This window comes from Fimbriimonas ginsengisoli Gsoil 348, assembly GCF_000724625.1.
GTDB lineage: Bacteria > Armatimonadota > Fimbriimonadia > Fimbriimonadales > Fimbriimonadaceae > Fimbriimonas > Fimbriimonas ginsengisoli.
On the sequence record NZ_CP007139.1, the window covers coordinates 5,082,859 to 5,100,345 of the forward strand.

Here is a 17,487-nt window from a genome sequence, read left to right on the forward strand (position 1 = left end):
TACCTTTTAGAAGGAGACGTCGACCTTCTGCTCGTCTCCGGTCGCGCTACTCTTGTAAATCGCGTCGAAGATGGCATTGAGGATGAGACCGTTCTCTCCGGGAACCGGCGATGGCTTGTCGTTCAGGATCGCGTCGACGAACGCCTGGACCTCGGCGGTATGGGCCGATTCAACGTTCGGGACGTTCCCCGGCTTTATATCCATCAGCAGGCGATTCTGCTCGGTGAAGATGCGAATCCCCTCATTTCGGTCCGCGTACGGCGAGATGATCGCCCCGGCCTTGGTTCCATAAAGCTGAGTCTCGAACGGATCGGGGCCGTTCCCCATGAAGGAGCTCTCCAGCGACACGACCGCGCCGTTGTCGAACTTGATCAGTCCGACGGCGAAGTCCTCTACGGTGAACTTCTCGCGATCGTAGTCGCCCCAGGCATTCCAAAGCTCCGGGTTCTTGCCGAGCTGATCCCACGTCTTGCCCGACGCGCTGACCGGCTTGGGGTAGCCCATCAGGAACAAGGTGAGATCGAGAATATGCACGCCGATATCGATCAGCGGACCGCCGCCCTGAAGCTCCTTGTTGATGAAGACGCCCCACCCAGGCACGCCGCGCCGGCGTAAAGCCTGGGCGCGGGCGAAGTAGATGTCGCCCATGTTGCCGGCGTCGATGTAGGTCTTCAGCCACTTGCTGGGGCCGTTGAACCGGCTTTGGAGGCCGACCTGCAAAATCTTCTTGTTATCGCGAGCGGCCGCGCACATTTCGCGGCACTCGTCGGCATTCATTCCGAGCGGCTTCTCGCAGAGAACGTGTACGCCCGCGTTGAGGGCGTCGACCGTCGGTTGCTTGTGATACTTGTTCGGAGTGGCGACGGAGACGGCGTCCGGCTTCTCCTTTTCGAGCATCTCCTGGTAGTCCGTGTACGTCTTTTTGACGCCGAACTTCTCGGCCGCCGCTTTGGCGGTGTCGGGGTTCACGTCGCAGCACGCGACGATCTCACAGAGGTCAGGAATGGAGGCGTAGCCCCGCATGTGGCAGCCTTGCGCGATTCCGCCGCTACCAATGATGCCGATCTTTAGCTTGTCTGCCATGGGTCGGGCGGTAGCTTACTCAACCCGGTTCCGATCCGGCTTCCGTGGGTCGCGAATGGCGGGAATTTGACACGCTTCGTCCACTTCCTCCGCATATTCCTCGTTTGCGGTCGGGACCACGGCCGCCTTCCGGACCGCCACGAGACTGCCTCCCAAGGCGATCGCGCCGAGAACGCTCCAAAACATCCACTGCGGCATCTCGGGGACGTAACCGGCGATAAGGCTTGGGTGCACCTTGTCCAAGTTGTGCGCCGAAAGCACCATCAGTTTGGTCCCCACCCACCCCACGAGCAGATAAGCGACGTGATCGAGGAACGGATATTTCTCCAAGAAGCGAACAAAGACGCCCGCCGCAAACCGGAGAAGGATCATCCCGACGATGGCGCCGGTGTAGACGACCCAAATCTTGGAGACGCGGTTGTCGACGAAGGAGACGCCCGCCAGCACACTGTCCATGGCGAACGCGATGTCGGTGAGCTCGACCGCCACCACGGTGTGCCAGAAACTGCCGCTGGATACCTTTTTCGGAGCGCCTTCCCGGTGATCGACGAAATGCTTGATCGGCAGGAAGATCAGATAGCCGGCGCCCACCGCTTGGAGCCACCACAGCTTAAGCACCGCGTTGGCGAGAAGGATGGCGACGAGGCGAAACGCGAACGCGCCGCCGAGGCCGTAGAGGAGGGCCCGCTGCCGCTGCTCCTTGGGCAGATGCCGAACCATGATCGCCAGAACCAGCGCATTGTCGCCCGAGAGCATCGCCTCGAGCATCACCAAGGCGGCGATGCTGGCGATATCCGCGGTCTGGAAGGTCTGTCCGAACATTACGGGTTGAAATGGCCGACGTGGCGGCCCGTAGGCCGTGATTCTGTCACAATCTACTTTGACGACGAGTCAGAGCAATACGGAACTATGCCCACGTACGTTTACCAGTGCAGCGCCTGTAACAATACTTTCGAAGTCGAACAACGGATCACGGCCGACCCTCTCGACACATGCGAGTGCGGTTCGACGGGAACGGTCAAGCGAGTGATTCAGCGGGTAGCGGTGTCGTTCAAGGGTTCCGGCTTCCACATCAACGACTACGCCGGATCGGGTTCGGAGCCGAAGGTGGAAGCCAAAGCCGAGACGCCAGCTGAGCCAGCCCTCGCGCCCCCCGCGCCGGTCGCTTCGGAATAACCTTCGATGCTGAGGAGCGGCACACGTGGGCGCCGACTACACGGCTTCGCCGTAGGGATAGGTTGTTGCTCTTGAGCGCAGGAACCTGACTTACACCAACTCCTGGGAAGCGGCCGCGAGCCCTCATGTGGGCTCTTCTTCCAGATCAACACGGAATTTTACTGATACGTTAAAATTGCGTGTGCCTTTCGCCTTCTTTCTCCCCCTGGTTATCCTCCGGTCGCCCGCTCTCGACGTGAAAATCACGCTCTCGCGCACGGAGAACGTCGCGGCGCTGGTGAAGGAGCTCTCCGATCAGTCGGGAATCCCGCTCAGCACGAGCGATCGCAAAGCAAAGGAGATTTTGATCGTCTCTCTGAAGCAGGTCACGCTGGCGGATGCGATGAAGCGAATCGCTTGGGCCACCTACGGGACTTGGCAAAAGACGCGCGACGGGTACCGGCTCATACGCGATACCGATGCGGAGGGGGCGGCCGAGCGCCACTTCGTGAAGTGGCAAACTCAGGAAGCCGCGACCGCCATCGAACGGTTCCGCACCTGGATGCTAAAGGGACAGCAGGAGAAGACGAGGCACGTCCCGACGGACGGCTACGACCGCCTCATCGCCAAGGCGCTTGGGTCGGTCCGGCCGGAGACAACGATCACCGCCAGCGAGTCCCCGTGGTGCGCCTACGCGGACGAGCCTACGCCGGCCCAATACCTGCTGAAAGGAGCGGACGAGCTGATTCGGGAGTTCAACGCGCGTGTTGCCTACCCCAATGCCGGAGTGGCGGCTCACTGCGTTCTCAACTGCAACTACCAGTACGAGAAGGGCACCGCCAGACTATCCTTTTACGATGCGGCGGGACGGTTGGTCGCTTCCAAGCAAGCGAATCTTTGGCTATACGGGCCGACCGACCCTCCGCGACCGAAAGAGCTGGCCGACGAGATACCGGCTGGCATGGAGGTTCCGCTGTCGGAAGCGACCACCTTCTTTATTCGCCCCGAAACGAGACGGCTTTACATGCCCACGTCGTCGTACATGAGACAGTTACCGGAGATTCTGGAACGGACTCAGAACCCGGAGCGGTACGAGCCGCTGGCCACTTTCGCCACCGACGTTTGGCTGGCGGCGGCGAATTGGAGAGGGAAAAGCCTCGTCGCCAATATCGACGACGTGTATATGTATCCCTCCTGGACGAGCGGCCGGCCGAAGCTTCGCGAAGCGTTTATCAATGCCGGAGGCTACAACGCGGAGGAAGAGGCGGGCTGGCTACTCGCCCGGCCGGCCCTGGCGACGCCGCCTTGGCGACACCGGATCGATCGAGCGTCGCTTGGAACGCTGATCCGGTCGAAACCGGCCGATCCGGTCGCCCGCTTTCGCGAGAGGGCGGCGTTCGCCGGAGCCCAGAGCTTTACTCCGGATTCGTTTACGATGTCCGCAATCCTCGCCTGGGCGAACGCTCCGGCGCCCGAACCATTCGAGGGGTGGCTGGGCGCCCGGATGTTCGGCTCGCTGTCGCGACGTCAGCAAGATGGCTGGCTCGCCGGAGAACGGATTCCGATCGCTTCGATCTCCGACGCGTCGAAGCGCGCCTTACTCGGCCTCGCCGCCCGGGCCTTCGGTGAGAATCCGCCCAACATGATGAAGTACGAGGCGACGGCGAGATTTCCGTATGGGCTGCCAAACGACGGCTGGCTCGACGTGACCAAGAGTTCCACGGATGAATTTATCGTCTATCGGAAGATGGGCGACGGCCAATTCGGCGGTGGGCGATGGCCATTAAGCATGCTTGCCGGCTATATCGCCGAGCTCCAGCGGACGGAACCGCAGGCGGTGAAGCTCACCTACCTTGTGGAAGATTCGCGAATGAATTACGAGCTCAACGCTCACTTCAGCCAGACCGACTACGCTCCGGTTACGCTCTTCCAGTCTTGGTACTCGCGCTACCCGGAAAAGGTGTCGTTGGAGAACGCGCCGCCTGAGCTGCTCAAGCTCATCCATGATGCAGGTCAAAAAAGGGATTAGAAATCGTTCGACTCTTGGTGGAAGAGAAGGGAACTAAGCTTGACTAGACTAAACTAAGTCTATGAAGCAGGTGAACGTTCACGAGGCGAAAACCCATCTCTCCCGGCTGCTCGACGAAGTAGAGGCTGGCGAGGATATCGTCATCGCCCGAGGGGGTAAGCCCGCCGTTCGGCTAGTACCCTTCGGAGGGGACCGGCCCGGGGTTATTGGCCTCCTCAAAGGCAAGATGACGGTTTCCGACGATTTCGACGACCCGCTTCCCGAGGACCTCCTCGACCTCTTTGAAGGAAAGGCCGAGTGAGGCTTCTCCTCGATACGCACATCGCCATCTGGGTTCTTACCGACGACGTCAGGCTGTCCCAAGCCGCCAGAGAACTACTTCGCGAACCTAGCCGAAACGTTTTCTACAGCGTGGTGAGCCTGTGGGAGATTGGGATCAAACATAGCCTTGGGCGGCTGGATATGACACCGGTCGCCGTCGGAGGCGGAATGCGAGACAGTGGATTTCAGCGGCTTCACATCGCCGATGAGCATCTCAAGCGACTAGTAACCCTTCCGTTCCACCACCGCGACCCTTTCGACCGAATGCTCGTGGCCCAAGCCGAAGCCGAACCCCTGAAACTCGTCACGAGCGACCAACGGCTGCTTGTTTACGGATCCACCGTACTCTTGGTGTGAAATCCGGCACGAGCCGAGGTAATCCCACCTCCTCGTATTGCATACCTCGAATTTCGATCTAAAGGAGACATTGAGCGCGCCCAACTCCACTACCCGCGCGGTATGTGAGAGGTGTAATGACAAGGCAGTCCCACGTTGTAAAATCGATGTGTGGAGCCTAATCAGGTCATCGAAGGAACTGGTGAAGAAATCGCGGAATATGCCCCATAACCGTTCTACATCCCAGGTCATTTTGATTACTCGATCATCCTCACCACCGCGTCGTGGAAACGCGGGCGGAATTGGATGATCTTTGCGTTCTCACTCGTCGGATGAACTCGGTTGCTCAGCAAAACTGCGAAGAGGTCGCGATCCGGATCGCACCAGACGCTCGTCCCCGTGTAGCCGGTGTGCCCGAAGGAACGGGGTCCGAAAAGAGTTCCCGCACTGCACGGATCGCTTTTCGTGTCCCACCCGAGGGCTCGGCTGCTCAATTCGCTTTGCCGAGCCGTAAAGCGAGTAACCGTGTCGTGGCTCACAATCCGGCCCGACACTAATGCCGACATAAAAGTCGTCAAATCACCGACGGTCGAAAACAGTCCGGCGTGCCCCGCGACCCCACCTAGCGCCATCGCCGTCGGGTCGTGGACCTCGCCCTGGATATACGGTCCTCGAGGGCTGCGAATTTCAGAGCGCCATTCTTCTTGCACCTCGGTAGGAGCGCACCGCTCGCGCGGAGGAAAGAATCCGGTATCCCTCATCCCCAGCGGCTGGAATAAACGCTTCGCCAGAAACTCGTCGAGCGATTGCCCCGTGATCTGTTCGATCGCCTTGCCGACCACGATCATGCTCAAGTCGCTGTACACGCACTGGGTACCCGTTTCATAGGTGAGCGACTCCGCATAGATCGCGGCGAGAATCTCCTCAGGCGTGCGGCAGAACTCGTGGTAGCGGCGAAAGGCCACGAGCCCTGAATCGTGAACCATTAGGTTCGTGAACGTCACATCCTCCTTCCCGTTCTGTCCGAACTCGGGCAGAACGGACGCCACCGGGCTATCTAATTCGAGCCTCCCCTCTTCGACTAACATCATCGCCGCCGTGGTGGTACCGACCACTTTTGAAACGGACGCGAGATCCCAAATCGTGTCGAGTCCAACCACCGATGACGATGGATCGTAGGTGAAGTGCCCAAAGGCATCCTGGCTCAGCCGCCCCTCGTGCCACACCGAGTAGGCCACGCCCGGGAAAACGCCGTTCGCGATCGCTTCTAGGAACAGCTCTCTCATGCAGAAGTCTTGTCCACATCCCCAAGTGGAATAAAGAGAAGCGTGAGAAGTCCGGGAATCCCGAACAGAAGCGCCGCCGTGAAGAAGCTTACGTAGCCGAAGTTCGACTGCACGATGCCGCTTACGATTCCCGCAACCTGGATAAACAGCGCGCCGATGCCAACCCCCAGCGCGTAATGCGCGGTCTTATACGAGCCACGTTGGGCGACCCGTTGAAGGAAGATGATGTAGCCGGCGAACCCGAAACCGTAGCCGAACTGCTCCACAAAGTCCACCCCGAACATCGCCTGGTAAGGCGGGTGTGCCAACGCCGCCCACAGGTACAGAAGGTTCGGAAGGTGCATGCAGATCGCGATGTACCAAATACTCTTGCGCAGTCCAAATCGAGACACGATCCAGCCCCCCGCCAAACCACCGAGGACGATCCCGAACACCCCGACCAACCCTTTGATCGTGCCCACAAGCTCGGTCGAGAAGCCGAGCCCTCCCTTATCGGAGGCATCCTTGAGAAATAGCGGCGACACCTTCACGACCATCGCCTCGCCAAACCGGTAGAGCATCAAAAACGCCAGAATCGGCACGATTCCCGGTTGACGGAAGAAGGAGCTGAAGGCATCCCCCATCGCGGTTCCCCGAATTGACCGCCGCGCCAACGTCAAAGAAGTCACGAAAACCGCTCCCGCCAGCATGAGCTGAACCACCTCGGCGAAAGCGCCCGACGTCCCGACCGGAATCCCGAGCATCGTTGGGTTGCCCGCCAGCATCCATCCCTTGAGCGGCCCAGTGGCAGAACCGTCCCGCAACGACCAAATGGCATTCGCGCTCAAGCGAACGATCGCATTGGCGAAGAAGTATCCCCCGAGCCCAATCGCCACCACCGTCAGCGTCCGGCGAACATTTCGGCCGAACTCGCCGGGTACCTCTTCCGCTTCGGTATCGAGCTCGGGGCGCGGAGTGGTCCGCCGCTCCACGAGGTACATGAGACCGTACAAAACCGCCCCGAGCAGAAGAATGATCGACCAAGCCGTGCGGCGGCTAAATCGGGCTGCAACCTGGACCGGCGTAACCGACGCATCCGCATCGAGCCGGATCTGCCCTGCCGGCTTTCCATCCGCCATCACCGTTCCATCCGGCTGCACAGCCAGCCCTTTCACGTCGGGACTAACCGCGATCGGAGGATCGAACGCGTTGCCGTTCTCATCGGTCAATCCGCCGCTCGTGATCTTGAGCGTCGCGGTCTGAGCGGTTACCGGTTTCTTATCCTTGATGAGATGCAGAGACCCCGTCGACGGGGACACCTTGGCTTCTGGGAACGCCATCAGTAGTCCGGCGAACAGCACCAGAAGCCCCTTCGCGAATAAGGTCCCAAGCCGGTAGCAGGTCGTCTGCACGCCGGCAAACTTCGCCTGCTCGTCTTTCGGCATGGCAAGCAGATAGAACCCGTCCATCGCCGTGTTGCAAAGCGCGGAAAAGATCGCCGCCGTAAGAAACGCCGCCAACGATAGCTCGAACGCCGCCGGCAACTGAAGTACGAACGGCGCCGCCATCAACGCCGCGGTGATGAACATTTGGCAACGCATCACCCACTGCCGCTTCGTGCGGGTCAGGTCCACCAGCGGCCCCAACAGGAGTTGCAAGCTCCATGGAAGCGCCACGATCGAAGTCCAGCGGGTAATCGGCTCGTTCGCGATCCCCAAGTCTTTGTAGACGATCGTCGCCACGTCCTGTACCAGCGACACCGGGATCGCCTGCATGAAGTACAGCAACGGAACGAACAGCCAAGGGTTCAGCCTCTTTGCCGGCTCGGTCTGCATCGGATAAGGATAACCCTATCGACCCAGCACCGGAACCGGAAAGGCTGCTCCAGCAACCTAACGAATATAAGAGGCCGATCAAACCTCTTGGGGAGAGCAAGAGATGAGCAAACGATTTGAAGAATCCCAAAACCCGAGCTTCGTCGATCTAGTGACCGCCTATCAGCTCTTGGGCATCGACAACCTACTCGGTCAGCCCGGAAAGCACACCGCGTTTGCGCAAGGCGGATGCACGGACGAAGTCGTGTTTCACGTCGTTCCGGGCGAGTGGTCCTCCGAGGATTTCGTCCACCTCATGGAGATCGCCGTCTCCACGATTTCCACACCCGCGACCCTTTCGCTGGCCGCCTAACAAGTGGCACGGGCGGCTCGCCCGTGGGTCTCAGGGGCGGCCCGCCCCTGAGAAAATAGTCAGCCCACATCGGGTAACCCCGTCCGTCTACCAAGCGTAGTGCTCGGGCGAAGTTTTGAAGCCCGGGAAGATCTCATCGATCTTCTTCAGGGTGTCCGCGTCGAACTTGATCTCGACCGCCCGAAGCGATCCGTCAAGCTGGGCCATGGTGCGGGGGCCGATAATCGGCGCCGTCACCACAGGTTGATGCAGAAGCCATGCCAAAGCGGCATCGGCTGGCTGCTCTCCGATCTCGGCGCATAGGGCGTACCACTTGTCGAGCTGGTCACCCTTCTTCTCATAGGTGTCCTTCGCCCAACCTTCGGTCCGCCGCCCTTCCGCTTCCGGCCGGCCACCCAAAACGCCCCCGCCGAGCGGGCTCCAGGGGATCATTCCGAGGCCGTAGTCGAGACAAGCCGGCACGACTTCCATCTCCACGGTGCGTTCTAGCAAGCTGTACTTCGACTGCTCGCTGACGAGCCCCATGAAGTGGCGCTGCTTGGCCGCCTCGTTCGCCTTCGTGATGTGCCACCCGGCGAAGTTCGACGAGCCGGCGTAAATCACCTTTCCCTGCTGAACGAGGATCTCGTACGCCTGCCAGATCTCCTCCCAAGGAGAATCCCGGAAGACGTGGTGCATTTGATACAGGTCGATATAGTCGGTCTGCAAACGTCTTAGCGACGCTTCGCACGCCCGGCGAATGTGCAGCGCGCTCAGCCGGGCTTCGTTGGGCCAGTCGCCCATATCGCCGTACACCTTGGTCGCGATCACTGTTTTCTCTCGTCGCCCGCCCCCTTGTGCGAACCAGCGGCCGATGATTTGCTCGGTGATCCCTTCTCCCTTTTTCCAGCCGTAAACGTCGGCGGTATCGAAGAAGTTGATCCCATGCTCCAGCGCCCGATCCATGATCGCAAAGCTATCCGGCTCGGTGGTTTTGGGACCAAAATTCATCGTCCCAAGGCAAAGGCGGCTGACTTTCAGCCCGGTGCGTCCTAAATTCGTATATTCCATCATCCCCCGTCCCACCTCGACCTCGAGGCGGCACTTGGATCTACGTATCGCAACGTAAGCGGTTAGCGCTCCGGAGCCCCCTCTCCCTCCTTCGGATGCATCGTGCCGAACGAGGGAGAGGGGTTGGGGGTGAGAGAGTCCGGAAGAGCCGGTCTCCAGAGCGGCCAGCGGCGAACGTAGGTTCGCATCATCGGCGAGGGCGCCGACGCTACTTGCGGTACTTTCAATAGCGATGCTCCCCAAGCGAACGATCAAACGCGTGGTCCCCGGCTCCGACCGAGCCGAGGAGGAAGCGAAGTACCAGCCTGGCGACCCGCCCGGGCCCGAGAGTGCCCCGCCCGGAGCGATCATCTCGTCCGACACCCGAAGGGAGAACCGAATCCCGCCCGGCCAAGCCCGGACGCGGAAGTGGCCGGTCCTCGACGCCTTCGGCTCGCCCGAAATCGACCTCGACGAGTGGGAGCTCAAGATCGGCGGTCTCGTGAAGGAACCCAAGACTCTCGATCTGGAGGCCTTCCAGGCGCTTCCCCGCGCAAAAGTCTTCGCCGACATGCACTGCGTCACTCGTTGGTCACGCCTTGGCAACCTTTGGGAAGGCGTTCCAACGAGCGCGCTTAAGGAGCTCGTCGAGATCGACGCTAAAGCAACCCACGTCCTCGCTTTCGGCTACGACGAGGGGTGGACGACGAACGTGCCGATCGAGGAATTTTTCGCGGAAGACGTACTTCTCGCCGACCTCCACGACGGCCGTCCCATTCCGCTCGACCACGGCGGCCCCGTCCGCCTCGTCGTCCCCCGCCTCTACGCCTGGAAGAGCGCAAAGTGGATCCACGCCATCGAATTCCTTAGCGGCGACCAAGCCGGCTTCTGGGAGAAAGGGGGATATCACATGCACGGCGATCCTTGGAATGAAGAAAGATTTGGGTCCCGTTGGTGGTAAACCGTGCATCCTACGAGACGGCCTGACGTCTTAACTCCGATGGAACTTGTTCGCTATCGTCCCGGAGAGGCGATCCGTTGGCTTCAGACCGGGGCCGAGAACATCCGCCGGGGCGCCCAAGCCAAGGGGCGCGCGGCCGCTACCGCCTCCGCTCCCGACGCCCGCGCTTTTGGCGAAAACATTAAGAACGCCGCCGGCGCCCTCATCGACTACAGCAAAGGGGCCTATGCCGACCTGATGCACCGTCAGGCCGACGCGAGCGAGTACGTTCTCCACGACGACTACTTCGACATCGTCCGCGGCGGCAACATCAAGACGATTAACTATGATCGCGTCCAGTCGATCGAGTTCACCAAAGACCGCGCGGTTATCAACCTCGAGAAGGGGACCTCGCTCACGATCAAGCCGTTCGCCCACCTCGTGGCTGGGCGAGCGAAAGTTCCGGTCGGTTGGTCCCGCAACGGCATCGAAGTCCCGTTCGAGCTCCTCATCGAGGAGCTCGCGGCGAGATGCAAGGTCGAGTTCGAAGAGAAGGACTAAACGCCCTTAAGCTTTGCGATCGCCTTCTCGATGGCCGGGTCTGGCTTCCCTTCCTCGGCCTTCTCCGTAACCTCGACATCGGGAACGATCGGAGTCTTTTCGAGCCGAACCCCGTTCTTGGACACGTAATCGCTGACCGGGAACTGCACCTCGAAGCCGTACGGCAGACGGCGGAACATCGAGGCGAGCACCGCGCCCGCGCTCTGCGCGCCCACGATCGGAGCCCCTAGGTTTTCACGTAGCGCCATCGCGCAAATCTCGCTCGCGCTGGCGGAACCGCGGTTCACGAGCACCGCTATTTTCCCGACAAACGGGTCGACCGGCATGTGGCGAGTCTTGAACTGGTCTTTGACCTCCTTCGCGATCGCGATCGGATCGGCCGACTGGTCTCCGGCATGGTTCTCCGCGTACTGGGCCGCCTCCGAGCGATTGATGAACGTTCCCACCACCGTCTGATCGGGCAAGAGCATATTCAGGAGGTGCTGGAGGTTGTTGATAAGCCCTCCCCCGTTCGATCGGAGATCGAGCACCAAATACTTCGCCTTTCCGGCCTCGGACATGAGCTTCGCGATGTTTTCCCGCGAGTAACCGCGTGAAAAGCTATGGATCTTCAAGACCGCGGTATCGTCGCCCATCCAGGTCAGCGTATCTTCGCGAACCGTCGAGTATCGCTCGCGCTTGATCTTGAGCTCCCGCTCCTTCCCATCCTTGTCGCGGAGCTTCAGAGTCATCTCCGTCCCTTCGTCACCCAGAAGGGCGTCGGAGGCCTCCGGCAACTTGCCGTCTACGGAGACGATGGTCTCCCCCTGCTTGATCCCCGCCACCTCGGCCGGGCTCTTCGGGAAGACCGACATGATGGTGAGTCCGTCCTTGTCCGGCCGAGTGCCGACTCCAATTCCGATTGTCGAAGTTCGAACCCGGCTTTGCGCCGCCCGCGGGGGCAGGAACCGAATGTGGCTTACGCCGAACTGACTTAGCGCCCGATTGACCGCCCGCGCGAAGTCGGTGTCTTTCTCCGCCTTGTCGATATCTTCCCGCTGCTTCTCCAGAAACTCCGGCCATTTCGAGAGATTCACACCCGGAACGAACGCCTGCTTCAGGACGACGTTGCCGAGCTCCGACAAGATCTCTTCTTTTCGCTCCTTGGTGAGAGGTTCCGTCTTCGGGGCCTCGGGGCCGGTCACGAATGGATTGTTCGGCAGCGTGTTCGGAGGCGAGGTCTGCGCGCGACCCGTGGCCAACGCCAAAAACATGGCCGGCAGCAGCAGGCCGACGCGGAAGGCGGATTGACGCATAAGTCCAAGCACTAACGCGTAGTTACGAAGAGAGTTCACCCGAAGTGCCTAGGGTCAAACCTTTGAGGAAAATAAGGCACTACTTGTCGCCATAAGCGGTCCAAGGCAAGAGATGCTTCTAGCGCGCCTGCCCGAATACCTTGTGCGTTATCGAACCCGCGCCGCGATTTTGGCGATGGTCACCTTGCTCGCCATCTTCGTCGCCGTCGCCATCGGGCTTCGGACATCCCTTCTGGCGCACGTGGACCTTTGGTTTACGAAAGAGGCGCAAGAGCGAAGCGGCGTAGCAATGCGAATGACGATGATCACGATCTCGTCGTTCGGAAATTCCATCACCCTGATCGTGGTCGCCCTCGCGACCTCGCTCTTCCTCGCCTCCCGAAAACTAAAACAGGCGGCCGCGTTCGCTTTCGCCAGCCTGATCGGCCTTCCCATCGACTTTGGACTCAAAGCGATCTTTGCCCGCCCGAGGCCGGGGCAGGACCTCGTAAGCATCCTGCTCCCCGCATCCGGATACAGCTTTCCATCCGGGCATGCCCTCGGCTCAACCGTCGTCTACGGCTTCTTGGCGTTTCTTTCCTGGGTTCATCTGAAGGAGTACAAAGCAAGGAAACCGGTAACCGTTATCTTCGCGATTCTCCCGCTCCTCATCTCGCTGAGCCGCGTTTATGTCGGCGCCCACTGGCTCTCGGACGTCGTCGCCGGCGTCACCCTTGGGTTGATTGTGGTGATTTTAATGGCTCTCACCTACCAAAAATGGGCAAAAGCCGCCCGCCCGGTGGAACCAACCGCGGGACCCTTGGACCCAAACGCGTCGGATTCGTCGTCGTACAACGCGTGAACCTCGACTCCTCGCGTCCGGCCCCTCCCTATTTCCTCTTTGCCACCGGCATCGAGAATAGTTATCCGACCATCCACAACGGCACGGTGCGCGTGGATGAAATGGAGGTGTGCGGGCATTACCTCCATTGGCAGAAAGACTTCGATCTCGTCGAGGAGCTTGGGATCCGGTTTCTTCGCTACGGACCTCCCATCCACAAGACTTGGCTCGGAGCGGGGAAATACGATTGGAGCTTCGCCGACACGACGTTTGGCGACCTCAGGCGTCGAGACATCGTTCCCATCGTCGACTTGTGCCATTTCGGCGTCCCGGACTGGATCGGTAATTTCCAGAATCCCGATTTCCCAAACCTTTTCCGCCAATATGCACGCGATTTCGCCGTCCGTTTTCCATGGGCCCAGCTCTACACGCCAGTGAACGAAATGTTCATTACCGCTACGTTTTCGGCCGCCTACGGCTGGTGGAACGAGCAGCTTAGCAACGACACCGCGTTCGTTAACGCTCTAAAGCACATCGTCAAAGCCAACGTGCTCGCGATGCAGTCGATCCTCGAGGTCCGGCCCGACGCGCTTTTCGTTCAGAGCGAGTCCTCGGAATATTTCCACGCCTCGAACCCCGAGGCGATCCATCCCGCCGAGATTCTCAATGCGAGGCGGTTCCTTTCCCTCGACCTCAATTACGGCCGGCGCGTCGAGTCCGAGATGTATGAGTTCCTGTTGGACAACGGCATGACCCGCGAGGAGTACCACTTCTTTCTGGGAAACCGGCTGAAGCAGCACTGCATCATGGGGAACGATTACTACATCACCAACGAACACCGCGTGAGCCCCGACGGATCGACTCAAGCCTCCGGCGAGGTCTTCGGCTACGACGAGATCACGCGGCAGTATTACTCTCGCTATCGTTTGCCGGTGATGCACACGGAGACGAATATTCAGGAGGGGCCAACCGGCGACGAGGCGGTCTATTGGCTTTGGAAGGAATGGGCCAATGTGCTCAGGCTTCGCAACGACGGGATCCCGATCGTCGGCTTTACCTGGTACTCGCTCACCGACCAAATCGACTGGGACGTCGCCCTGCGCGAGAAGAACGGGACGGTCAATCCGCTGGGTCTCTACGACCTGAACCGGAAGATCCGCCCGGTAGGAGAAGCGTACAAACAGCTCATTTCAGACTGGAAAGAGGTGCTCCCCACCCAAAGCGTCTGCCTCCGAATGCACATCTCGTTTCCTAGCGAGTACCGCTCGGAGGCCGACACTCAGTCACGAGAGGAGGCGTCGGATCGAGCTCGCAACGCCACCTTGGAACCGGTCTCTTCCGGAGGCGACTCCTAATTCACGGAACGTTGCCCGGCGGACTTTCGCCAAACCGCTAGCCCCAGATTTGGGGCGAGGTTTGTGATGGATAGACGCATTGATGGAAAGCGAATCGCAATTTTAGCGACCGACGGTTTTGAGCAGGCCGAGCTTCTCGGACCTCGCCGGATTCTGGACGAGGCAGGCGCCTTGACGGCCGTCGTCTCCGTGAAACCTGGAGAGATTAAAGGTTGGAACGAGTCGGACTGGGGACAATCGGTACCGGTCGATAAGACGCTCGACCAATGTTCGCCCGGCGATTTCGATGCCCTCGTTCTTCCGGGCGGGGTGATCAACCCGGACAAGCTGAGGATGATCCCGGAGGCGGTTGCCTTCGTTCGCGGGTTCTTCGACGCCGGCAAGCCGATCGGCGCGATCTGTCACGGGCCGTGGCTCCTCGTGGAAGCAAATATCGTTCGTGGCCGAACCGTCACAAGCTGGGCCTCGCTTCAAACCGACCTCCGAAACGCGGGCGCTCACTGGGTGGACCAACGAGTCGTGACCGACCAAGGGATCGTTACCAGCCGAAAGCCAGACGACATCCCTGCCTTCGGACAAAAACTCATCGAAGAAATCGGAGAGGGCGTCCACGCCAAACGATCCGGCGCGGAACTGTATTAGGCAGTCTGGCATGTGGCATGTGGCTTGTGGACTGAATGGGATGAAGGGGTGGTTGGGCCGCTTACATCTCAATCAGATTTGTTCCCCCACAGTCCACATGCCATATGCCACATGCCACATGCCACGGCGCCTCCCGCGCCCGAAATTAAAAATTTGTTTTGTTCTGCTGCAAAGGGATGTACAATACTTCCGAAACGTTTCGCGAAACGTTTCGGATAGCCTAAATGGCCGCAACGATCAAAGACATCGCAAGGCAGTTGAACATCTCGACGAGCACCGTGAGCTACGCCCTTAACGACGGGCCGCGAAACGTGCCGGAAGGGTTGAAGCAGCGCATCCTGGAGCTGGCGAAGGAGCTCGACTATCGGCCAAACCGTTTGGCCCGATCGCTGGTGACTCGGCGCTCCAACACCATCGGTGTCGTCCCCCCGTCGACCGAAGCGAACGTTTTCCTCTCCCCATTCGTGCGCCTGACCTGGAACGCGCTCGTCAACGAGGCGGAAGCGCTTGGGCAAGATCTTCTTCTCTTCACCGGTCACAACCGTAACGACCCGGCGGAGTCCGGAGCCGAGTTGCTGGACGGCCGCATCGACGGCGTCGTTTTTATCGCTCCGCTCCCCGACGCCAGCGCGATCCCGTTCCTTGCCGAGCGAAACTTTCCGTTCACAACCGTTGCCAGCGGCAGCGCGACCGCGGGCGTCCGCTTTACTTGCGATAACAACGGCGGCGTGCGCCAAGCCATGGATCATTTGGTGGAAATGGGGCACCGCCGAATCGCACACATCACCGGCAATCCCGCTTCGACGGATGCCCAGCGGCGCGCCGAGGCGTATCGCGAGTACGTCGCCCAACACGGGCTGGAAGCGCGTGCCGACTACGTCCAGCAGGGGCTCTTTACGGTCGAAAGCGGCTACAACGCGGGCAAGCGGCTTTTGCGCTTGCCGACGCGCCCTACCGCTGTGTTCGTCGCTAACGACGAAATGGCATACGGTCTCTGCCAGGCGCTTCGCGAAGGAGGGTTGGATGTTCCGCGCGAAATGAGCGTCGTAGGATTTGACGACTGCGACATGAGCTACACCTTCAATCCGCCGATAACCACCGTCGAGCAGCCCGTTGCCGAAATGGCGTCGGCCGCTTTACGGGGCGCGGTCTCGCTCGCCGCCGGGGCCGAGTACATCGCGAGCATCGACTTTCCAACCCGCCTGATCGTGCGAGGATCGACGTTTCCCATCCAGGAGGTCGCCCTTGCTTAAAACGTTTTTACTCTCGCTCTCGTCGATATCGGCCATCCGGCCCACTACCTATCTCAGCAATCTAATGGCGCCCAATGTAGGCGCGCACATGTCCACAGGAGGACTATTACCGTGAATCGCAGAAAGGCTTTCACCCTCATCGAGCTACTCGTCGTCATCGCGATCATCGCGATCCTCGCCGCCATCCTTTTCCCGGTCTTCGCGCAAGCCAAGCTCGCCGCGAAGAAGACGGTTGCCCTGAGCAACGCAAAGCAGGTCGCAACCGCGAACATGATCTACATGGGCGACTACGATGACGCCCTGGTCAAGGAATTCTTCGGATTCCCGGCCGACTGTTCGAGCTGGGGCAGCACGTACTACAACTGGCGTCACGTCATGAATCCGTACGTTGCCAAGAGCAACGGCCTGCTTCAAGACCCGACCAACCCATTCCGGGACAAGAACTACTGGACCGAGTCGTTTACCGACGGAGTCGCCGCGGATCACGAAGTGCTCCCGTCGAACTTCGCCGTCAACAACGACCTGGTGGGATTTGCCAACGGCCACTGCGCCGGCCCTTGGACCCCCGAGGGTCTGGGCTCCCTCGACCAAATCGACGAGCCGGCGGGGACCATCCTTATGGTTCCGAGCCGCGCTCAGTGGAACGACCTCAAGCCGAGCTTCCTGAGCACGATCGAGGCCAAGCCCGACTGGTGTATCCCCCAGGGCAGCGGCTCCGCTTGTCCTTCGGGCAACAACGGGCCGGTTCATGCGGTCGGTAAGCAAGTCTCGTGGGTATGGGCAGACGGCCACGCGAAGAGCAAGCCGGCCCTTGCCACCCTCGACGCGGCGAACGCTACCCGCGACGACTGGGGTTCCAAGTACGCGATCAACCCGCGGACGAACGCCTACTGGACCCAGAAGGATCGCCAGGATGTCGTCGCCTCCGCTTGGGGCGAGTACAAGTAAACCAGCCCGAGCGATCGGGCGGTCCGCCGGTTCCGAAAGGGACCGGCGGACATCCTATTTAGAGACCATTCTATGACTAAGAAGCTTTTGTTCCTTGTCCCGGCGCTGGCCGTGATGCTCGTTGGATGTAATTCGGGCGATACCCCCGTCGAAACCATGAAGGTTGACCAGGTCCCCACGAAAACGGACCCGATGCAAAACGCGATCAAGAGCAACCCGAACATGCCCGACAGCGCGAAGAGCGCCATCCTCAACGGGAAGAAGTAAG

Annotated in this window: 19 protein-coding genes; 13 read left to right on the forward strand and 6 right to left on the reverse strand. The window is 60.2% G+C overall.

Annotated features, from left to right (window positions below):
* Nucleotides 1–6: 6 nt before the first annotated feature.
* On the reverse strand, nucleotides 7–1,083 hold the full coding sequence (locus OP10G_RS22985) for a Gfo/Idh/MocA family protein (protein WP_025228081.1): 1,077 nt from the start codon (nucleotides 1,081–1,083) through the stop codon (nucleotides 7–9).
* A gap of 15 nt (nucleotides 1,084–1,098) precedes the next feature.
* Nucleotides 1,099–1,905, reverse strand: coding sequence for a TerC family protein (locus OP10G_RS22990; protein ID WP_025228080.1), 807 nt, complete (start codon nucleotides 1,903–1,905; stop codon nucleotides 1,099–1,101).
* Between the two features lie 87 nt (nucleotides 1,906–1,992).
* Here OP10G_RS22990 and OP10G_RS22995 point away from each other — a divergent pair, with 87 nt between their 5' ends.
* The 4 genes from OP10G_RS22995 to OP10G_RS23010 all read left to right on the forward strand — a co-directional run bounded on the left by OP10G_RS22995 (nucleotide 1,993) and on the right by OP10G_RS23010 (nucleotide 4,945).
* Nucleotides 1,993–2,259, forward strand: a complete 267-nt coding sequence (locus OP10G_RS22995; protein WP_025228079.1) for an FmdB family zinc ribbon protein — start codon at nucleotides 1,993–1,995, stop codon at nucleotides 2,257–2,259.
* A gap of 181 nt (nucleotides 2,260–2,440) precedes the next feature.
* Nucleotides 2,441–4,267 carry a hypothetical protein gene (locus OP10G_RS23000; protein WP_025228078.1) on the forward strand — a complete coding sequence of 609 codons (1,827 nt, stop codon included), beginning with the start codon at nucleotides 2,441–2,443 and terminating at the stop codon, nucleotides 4,265–4,267.
* Nucleotides 4,268–4,328: 61 nt separating this feature from the next.
* Nucleotides 4,329–4,568 (forward strand): type II toxin-antitoxin system Phd/YefM family antitoxin, encoded by a 240-nt coding sequence (locus OP10G_RS23005; protein ID WP_025228077.1) that lies wholly within the window; start codon nucleotides 4,329–4,331, stop codon nucleotides 4,566–4,568.
* The gene (locus tag OP10G_RS23010) at nucleotides 4,565–4,945 is read left to right on the forward strand and encodes a type II toxin-antitoxin system VapC family toxin (RefSeq protein ID WP_025228076.1); all 381 of its coding nucleotides are present in this window, start codon (nucleotides 4,565–4,567) and stop codon (nucleotides 4,943–4,945) included. Before OP10G_RS23005 ends, OP10G_RS23010 begins: the two co-directional genes overlap by 4 nt.
* A gap of 236 nt (nucleotides 4,946–5,181) precedes the next feature.
* Here OP10G_RS23010 and OP10G_RS23015 read toward each other — a convergent pair whose 3' ends face one another.
* Both OP10G_RS23015 and OP10G_RS25455 read right to left on the reverse strand, forming a co-directional pair.
* Complete coding sequence (locus tag OP10G_RS23015; RefSeq protein WP_025228075.1) at nucleotides 5,182–6,210, reverse strand: serine hydrolase domain-containing protein; 1,029 nt, start codon at nucleotides 6,208–6,210, stop codon at nucleotides 5,182–5,184.
* Nucleotides 6,207–8,024: an MFS transporter gene (locus tag OP10G_RS25455; protein WP_052547937.1), complete on the reverse strand. Its 1,818-nt coding sequence runs from the start codon at nucleotides 8,022–8,024 to the stop codon at nucleotides 6,207–6,209. Before OP10G_RS25455 ends, OP10G_RS23015 begins: the two co-directional genes overlap by 4 nt.
* Before the next feature lie 103 nt (nucleotides 8,025–8,127).
* Here OP10G_RS25455 and OP10G_RS23030 point away from each other — a divergent pair, with 103 nt between their 5' ends.
* Nucleotides 8,128–8,376 carry a hypothetical protein gene (locus tag OP10G_RS23030; protein ID WP_025228074.1) on the forward strand — a complete coding sequence of 83 codons (249 nt, stop codon included), beginning with the start codon at nucleotides 8,128–8,130 and terminating at the stop codon, nucleotides 8,374–8,376.
* 87 nt (nucleotides 8,377–8,463) lie between these two features.
* Here OP10G_RS23030 and OP10G_RS23035 read toward each other — a convergent pair whose 3' ends face one another.
* Nucleotides 8,464–9,426: an aldo/keto reductase gene (locus tag OP10G_RS23035; RefSeq protein ID WP_025228073.1), complete on the reverse strand. Its 963-nt coding sequence runs from the start codon at nucleotides 9,424–9,426 to the stop codon at nucleotides 8,464–8,466.
* Between the two features lie 232 nt (nucleotides 9,427–9,658).
* On the opposite strand from OP10G_RS23035, the gene OP10G_RS23040 reads away from it, so the two are divergent.
* Nucleotides 9,659–10,366, forward strand: coding sequence for a sulfite oxidase-like oxidoreductase (locus OP10G_RS23040; protein ID WP_025228072.1), 708 nt, complete (start codon nucleotides 9,659–9,661; stop codon nucleotides 10,364–10,366).
* 39 nt (nucleotides 10,367–10,405) lie between these two features.
* Complete coding sequence (locus OP10G_RS23045) at nucleotides 10,406–10,906, forward strand: hypothetical protein (RefSeq protein ID WP_025228071.1); 501 nt, start codon at nucleotides 10,406–10,408, stop codon at nucleotides 10,904–10,906.
* On the opposite strand, the gene OP10G_RS23050 is transcribed toward OP10G_RS23045, so the two are convergent.
* Nucleotides 10,903–12,240 (reverse strand): S41 family peptidase, encoded by a 1,338-nt coding sequence (locus OP10G_RS23050; RefSeq protein ID WP_144241334.1) that lies wholly within the window; start codon nucleotides 12,238–12,240, stop codon nucleotides 10,903–10,905. The genes OP10G_RS23045 and OP10G_RS23050 overlap by 4 nt on opposite strands.
* A 73-nt stretch (nucleotides 12,241–12,313) precedes the next feature.
* On the opposite strand from OP10G_RS23050, the gene OP10G_RS25460 reads away from it, so the two are divergent.
* From OP10G_RS25460 to OP10G_RS23080, 6 genes are all read left to right on the forward strand, one after another.
* Entirely contained in the window at nucleotides 12,314–13,042 is a 729-nt protein-coding gene (locus OP10G_RS25460) for a phosphatase PAP2 family protein (RefSeq protein WP_025228069.1), read from the forward strand.
* Nucleotides 13,039–14,376, forward strand: coding sequence for a family 1 glycosylhydrolase (locus OP10G_RS23060; RefSeq protein WP_025228068.1), 1,338 nt, complete (start codon nucleotides 13,039–13,041; stop codon nucleotides 14,374–14,376). Before OP10G_RS25460 ends, OP10G_RS23060 begins: the two co-directional genes overlap by 4 nt.
* A gap of 66 nt (nucleotides 14,377–14,442) precedes the next feature.
* Complete coding sequence (locus OP10G_RS23065; protein WP_025228067.1) at nucleotides 14,443–15,018, forward strand: type 1 glutamine amidotransferase domain-containing protein; 576 nt, start codon at nucleotides 14,443–14,445, stop codon at nucleotides 15,016–15,018.
* Nucleotides 15,019–15,242: 224 nt separating this feature from the next.
* Nucleotides 15,243–16,271: a LacI family DNA-binding transcriptional regulator gene (locus tag OP10G_RS23070; RefSeq protein WP_025228066.1), complete on the forward strand. Its 1,029-nt coding sequence runs from the start codon at nucleotides 15,243–15,245 to the stop codon at nucleotides 16,269–16,271.
* Between the two features lie 111 nt (nucleotides 16,272–16,382).
* Nucleotides 16,383–17,219: a prepilin-type N-terminal cleavage/methylation domain-containing protein gene (locus OP10G_RS23075; protein ID WP_025228065.1), complete on the forward strand. Its 837-nt coding sequence runs from the start codon at nucleotides 16,383–16,385 to the stop codon at nucleotides 17,217–17,219.
* Between the two features lie 72 nt (nucleotides 17,220–17,291).
* Complete coding sequence (locus tag OP10G_RS23080; protein WP_025228064.1) at nucleotides 17,292–17,486, forward strand: hypothetical protein; 195 nt, start codon at nucleotides 17,292–17,294, stop codon at nucleotides 17,484–17,486.
* Nucleotide 17,487: the final 1 nt, after the last annotated feature.

Excerpts from the sequence above, each read along its gene's own strand:
- OP10G_RS23035 (WP_025228073.1), bottom strand. The coding sequence starts at position 9,426 with ATGGAATATACGAATTTAGGACGCACCGGGCTGAAAGTCAGCCGCCTT.
- OP10G_RS23065 (WP_025228067.1), top strand. The coding sequence starts at position 14,443 with ATGGATAGACGCATTGATGGAAAGCGAATCGCAATTTTAGCGACCGAC.
- OP10G_RS23040 (WP_025228072.1), top strand. The coding sequence starts at position 9,659 with ATGCTCCCCAAGCGAACGATCAAACGCGTGGTCCCCGGCTCCGACCGA.
- OP10G_RS23015 (WP_025228075.1), bottom strand. The coding sequence starts at position 6,210 with ATGAGAGAGCTGTTCCTAGAAGCGATCGCGAACGGCGTTTTCCCGGGC.
- OP10G_RS23070 (WP_025228066.1), top strand. The coding sequence starts at position 15,243 with ATGGCCGCAACGATCAAAGACATCGCAAGGCAGTTGAACATCTCGACG.
- OP10G_RS22990 (WP_025228080.1), bottom strand. The coding sequence starts at position 1,905 with ATGTTCGGACAGACCTTCCAGACCGCGGATATCGCCAGCATCGCCGCC.
- OP10G_RS23080 (WP_025228064.1), top strand. The coding sequence starts at position 17,292 with ATGACTAAGAAGCTTTTGTTCCTTGTCCCGGCGCTGGCCGTGATGCTC.
- OP10G_RS23005 (WP_025228077.1), top strand. The coding sequence starts at position 4,329 with ATGAAGCAGGTGAACGTTCACGAGGCGAAAACCCATCTCTCCCGGCTG.
- OP10G_RS25455 (WP_052547937.1), bottom strand. The coding sequence starts at position 8,024 with ATGCAGACCGAGCCGGCAAAGAGGCTGAACCCTTGGCTGTTCGTTCCG.
- OP10G_RS22995 (WP_025228079.1), top strand. The coding sequence starts at position 1,993 with ATGCCCACGTACGTTTACCAGTGCAGCGCCTGTAACAATACTTTCGAA.
- OP10G_RS25460 (WP_025228069.1), top strand. The coding sequence starts at position 12,314 with ATGCTTCTAGCGCGCCTGCCCGAATACCTTGTGCGTTATCGAACCCGC.
- OP10G_RS22985 (WP_025228081.1), bottom strand. The coding sequence starts at position 1,083 with ATGGCAGACAAGCTAAAGATCGGCATCATTGGTAGCGGCGGAATCGCG.
- OP10G_RS23030 (WP_025228074.1), top strand. The coding sequence starts at position 8,128 with ATGAGCAAACGATTTGAAGAATCCCAAAACCCGAGCTTCGTCGATCTA.
- OP10G_RS23045 (WP_025228071.1), top strand. The coding sequence starts at position 10,406 with ATGGAACTTGTTCGCTATCGTCCCGGAGAGGCGATCCGTTGGCTTCAG.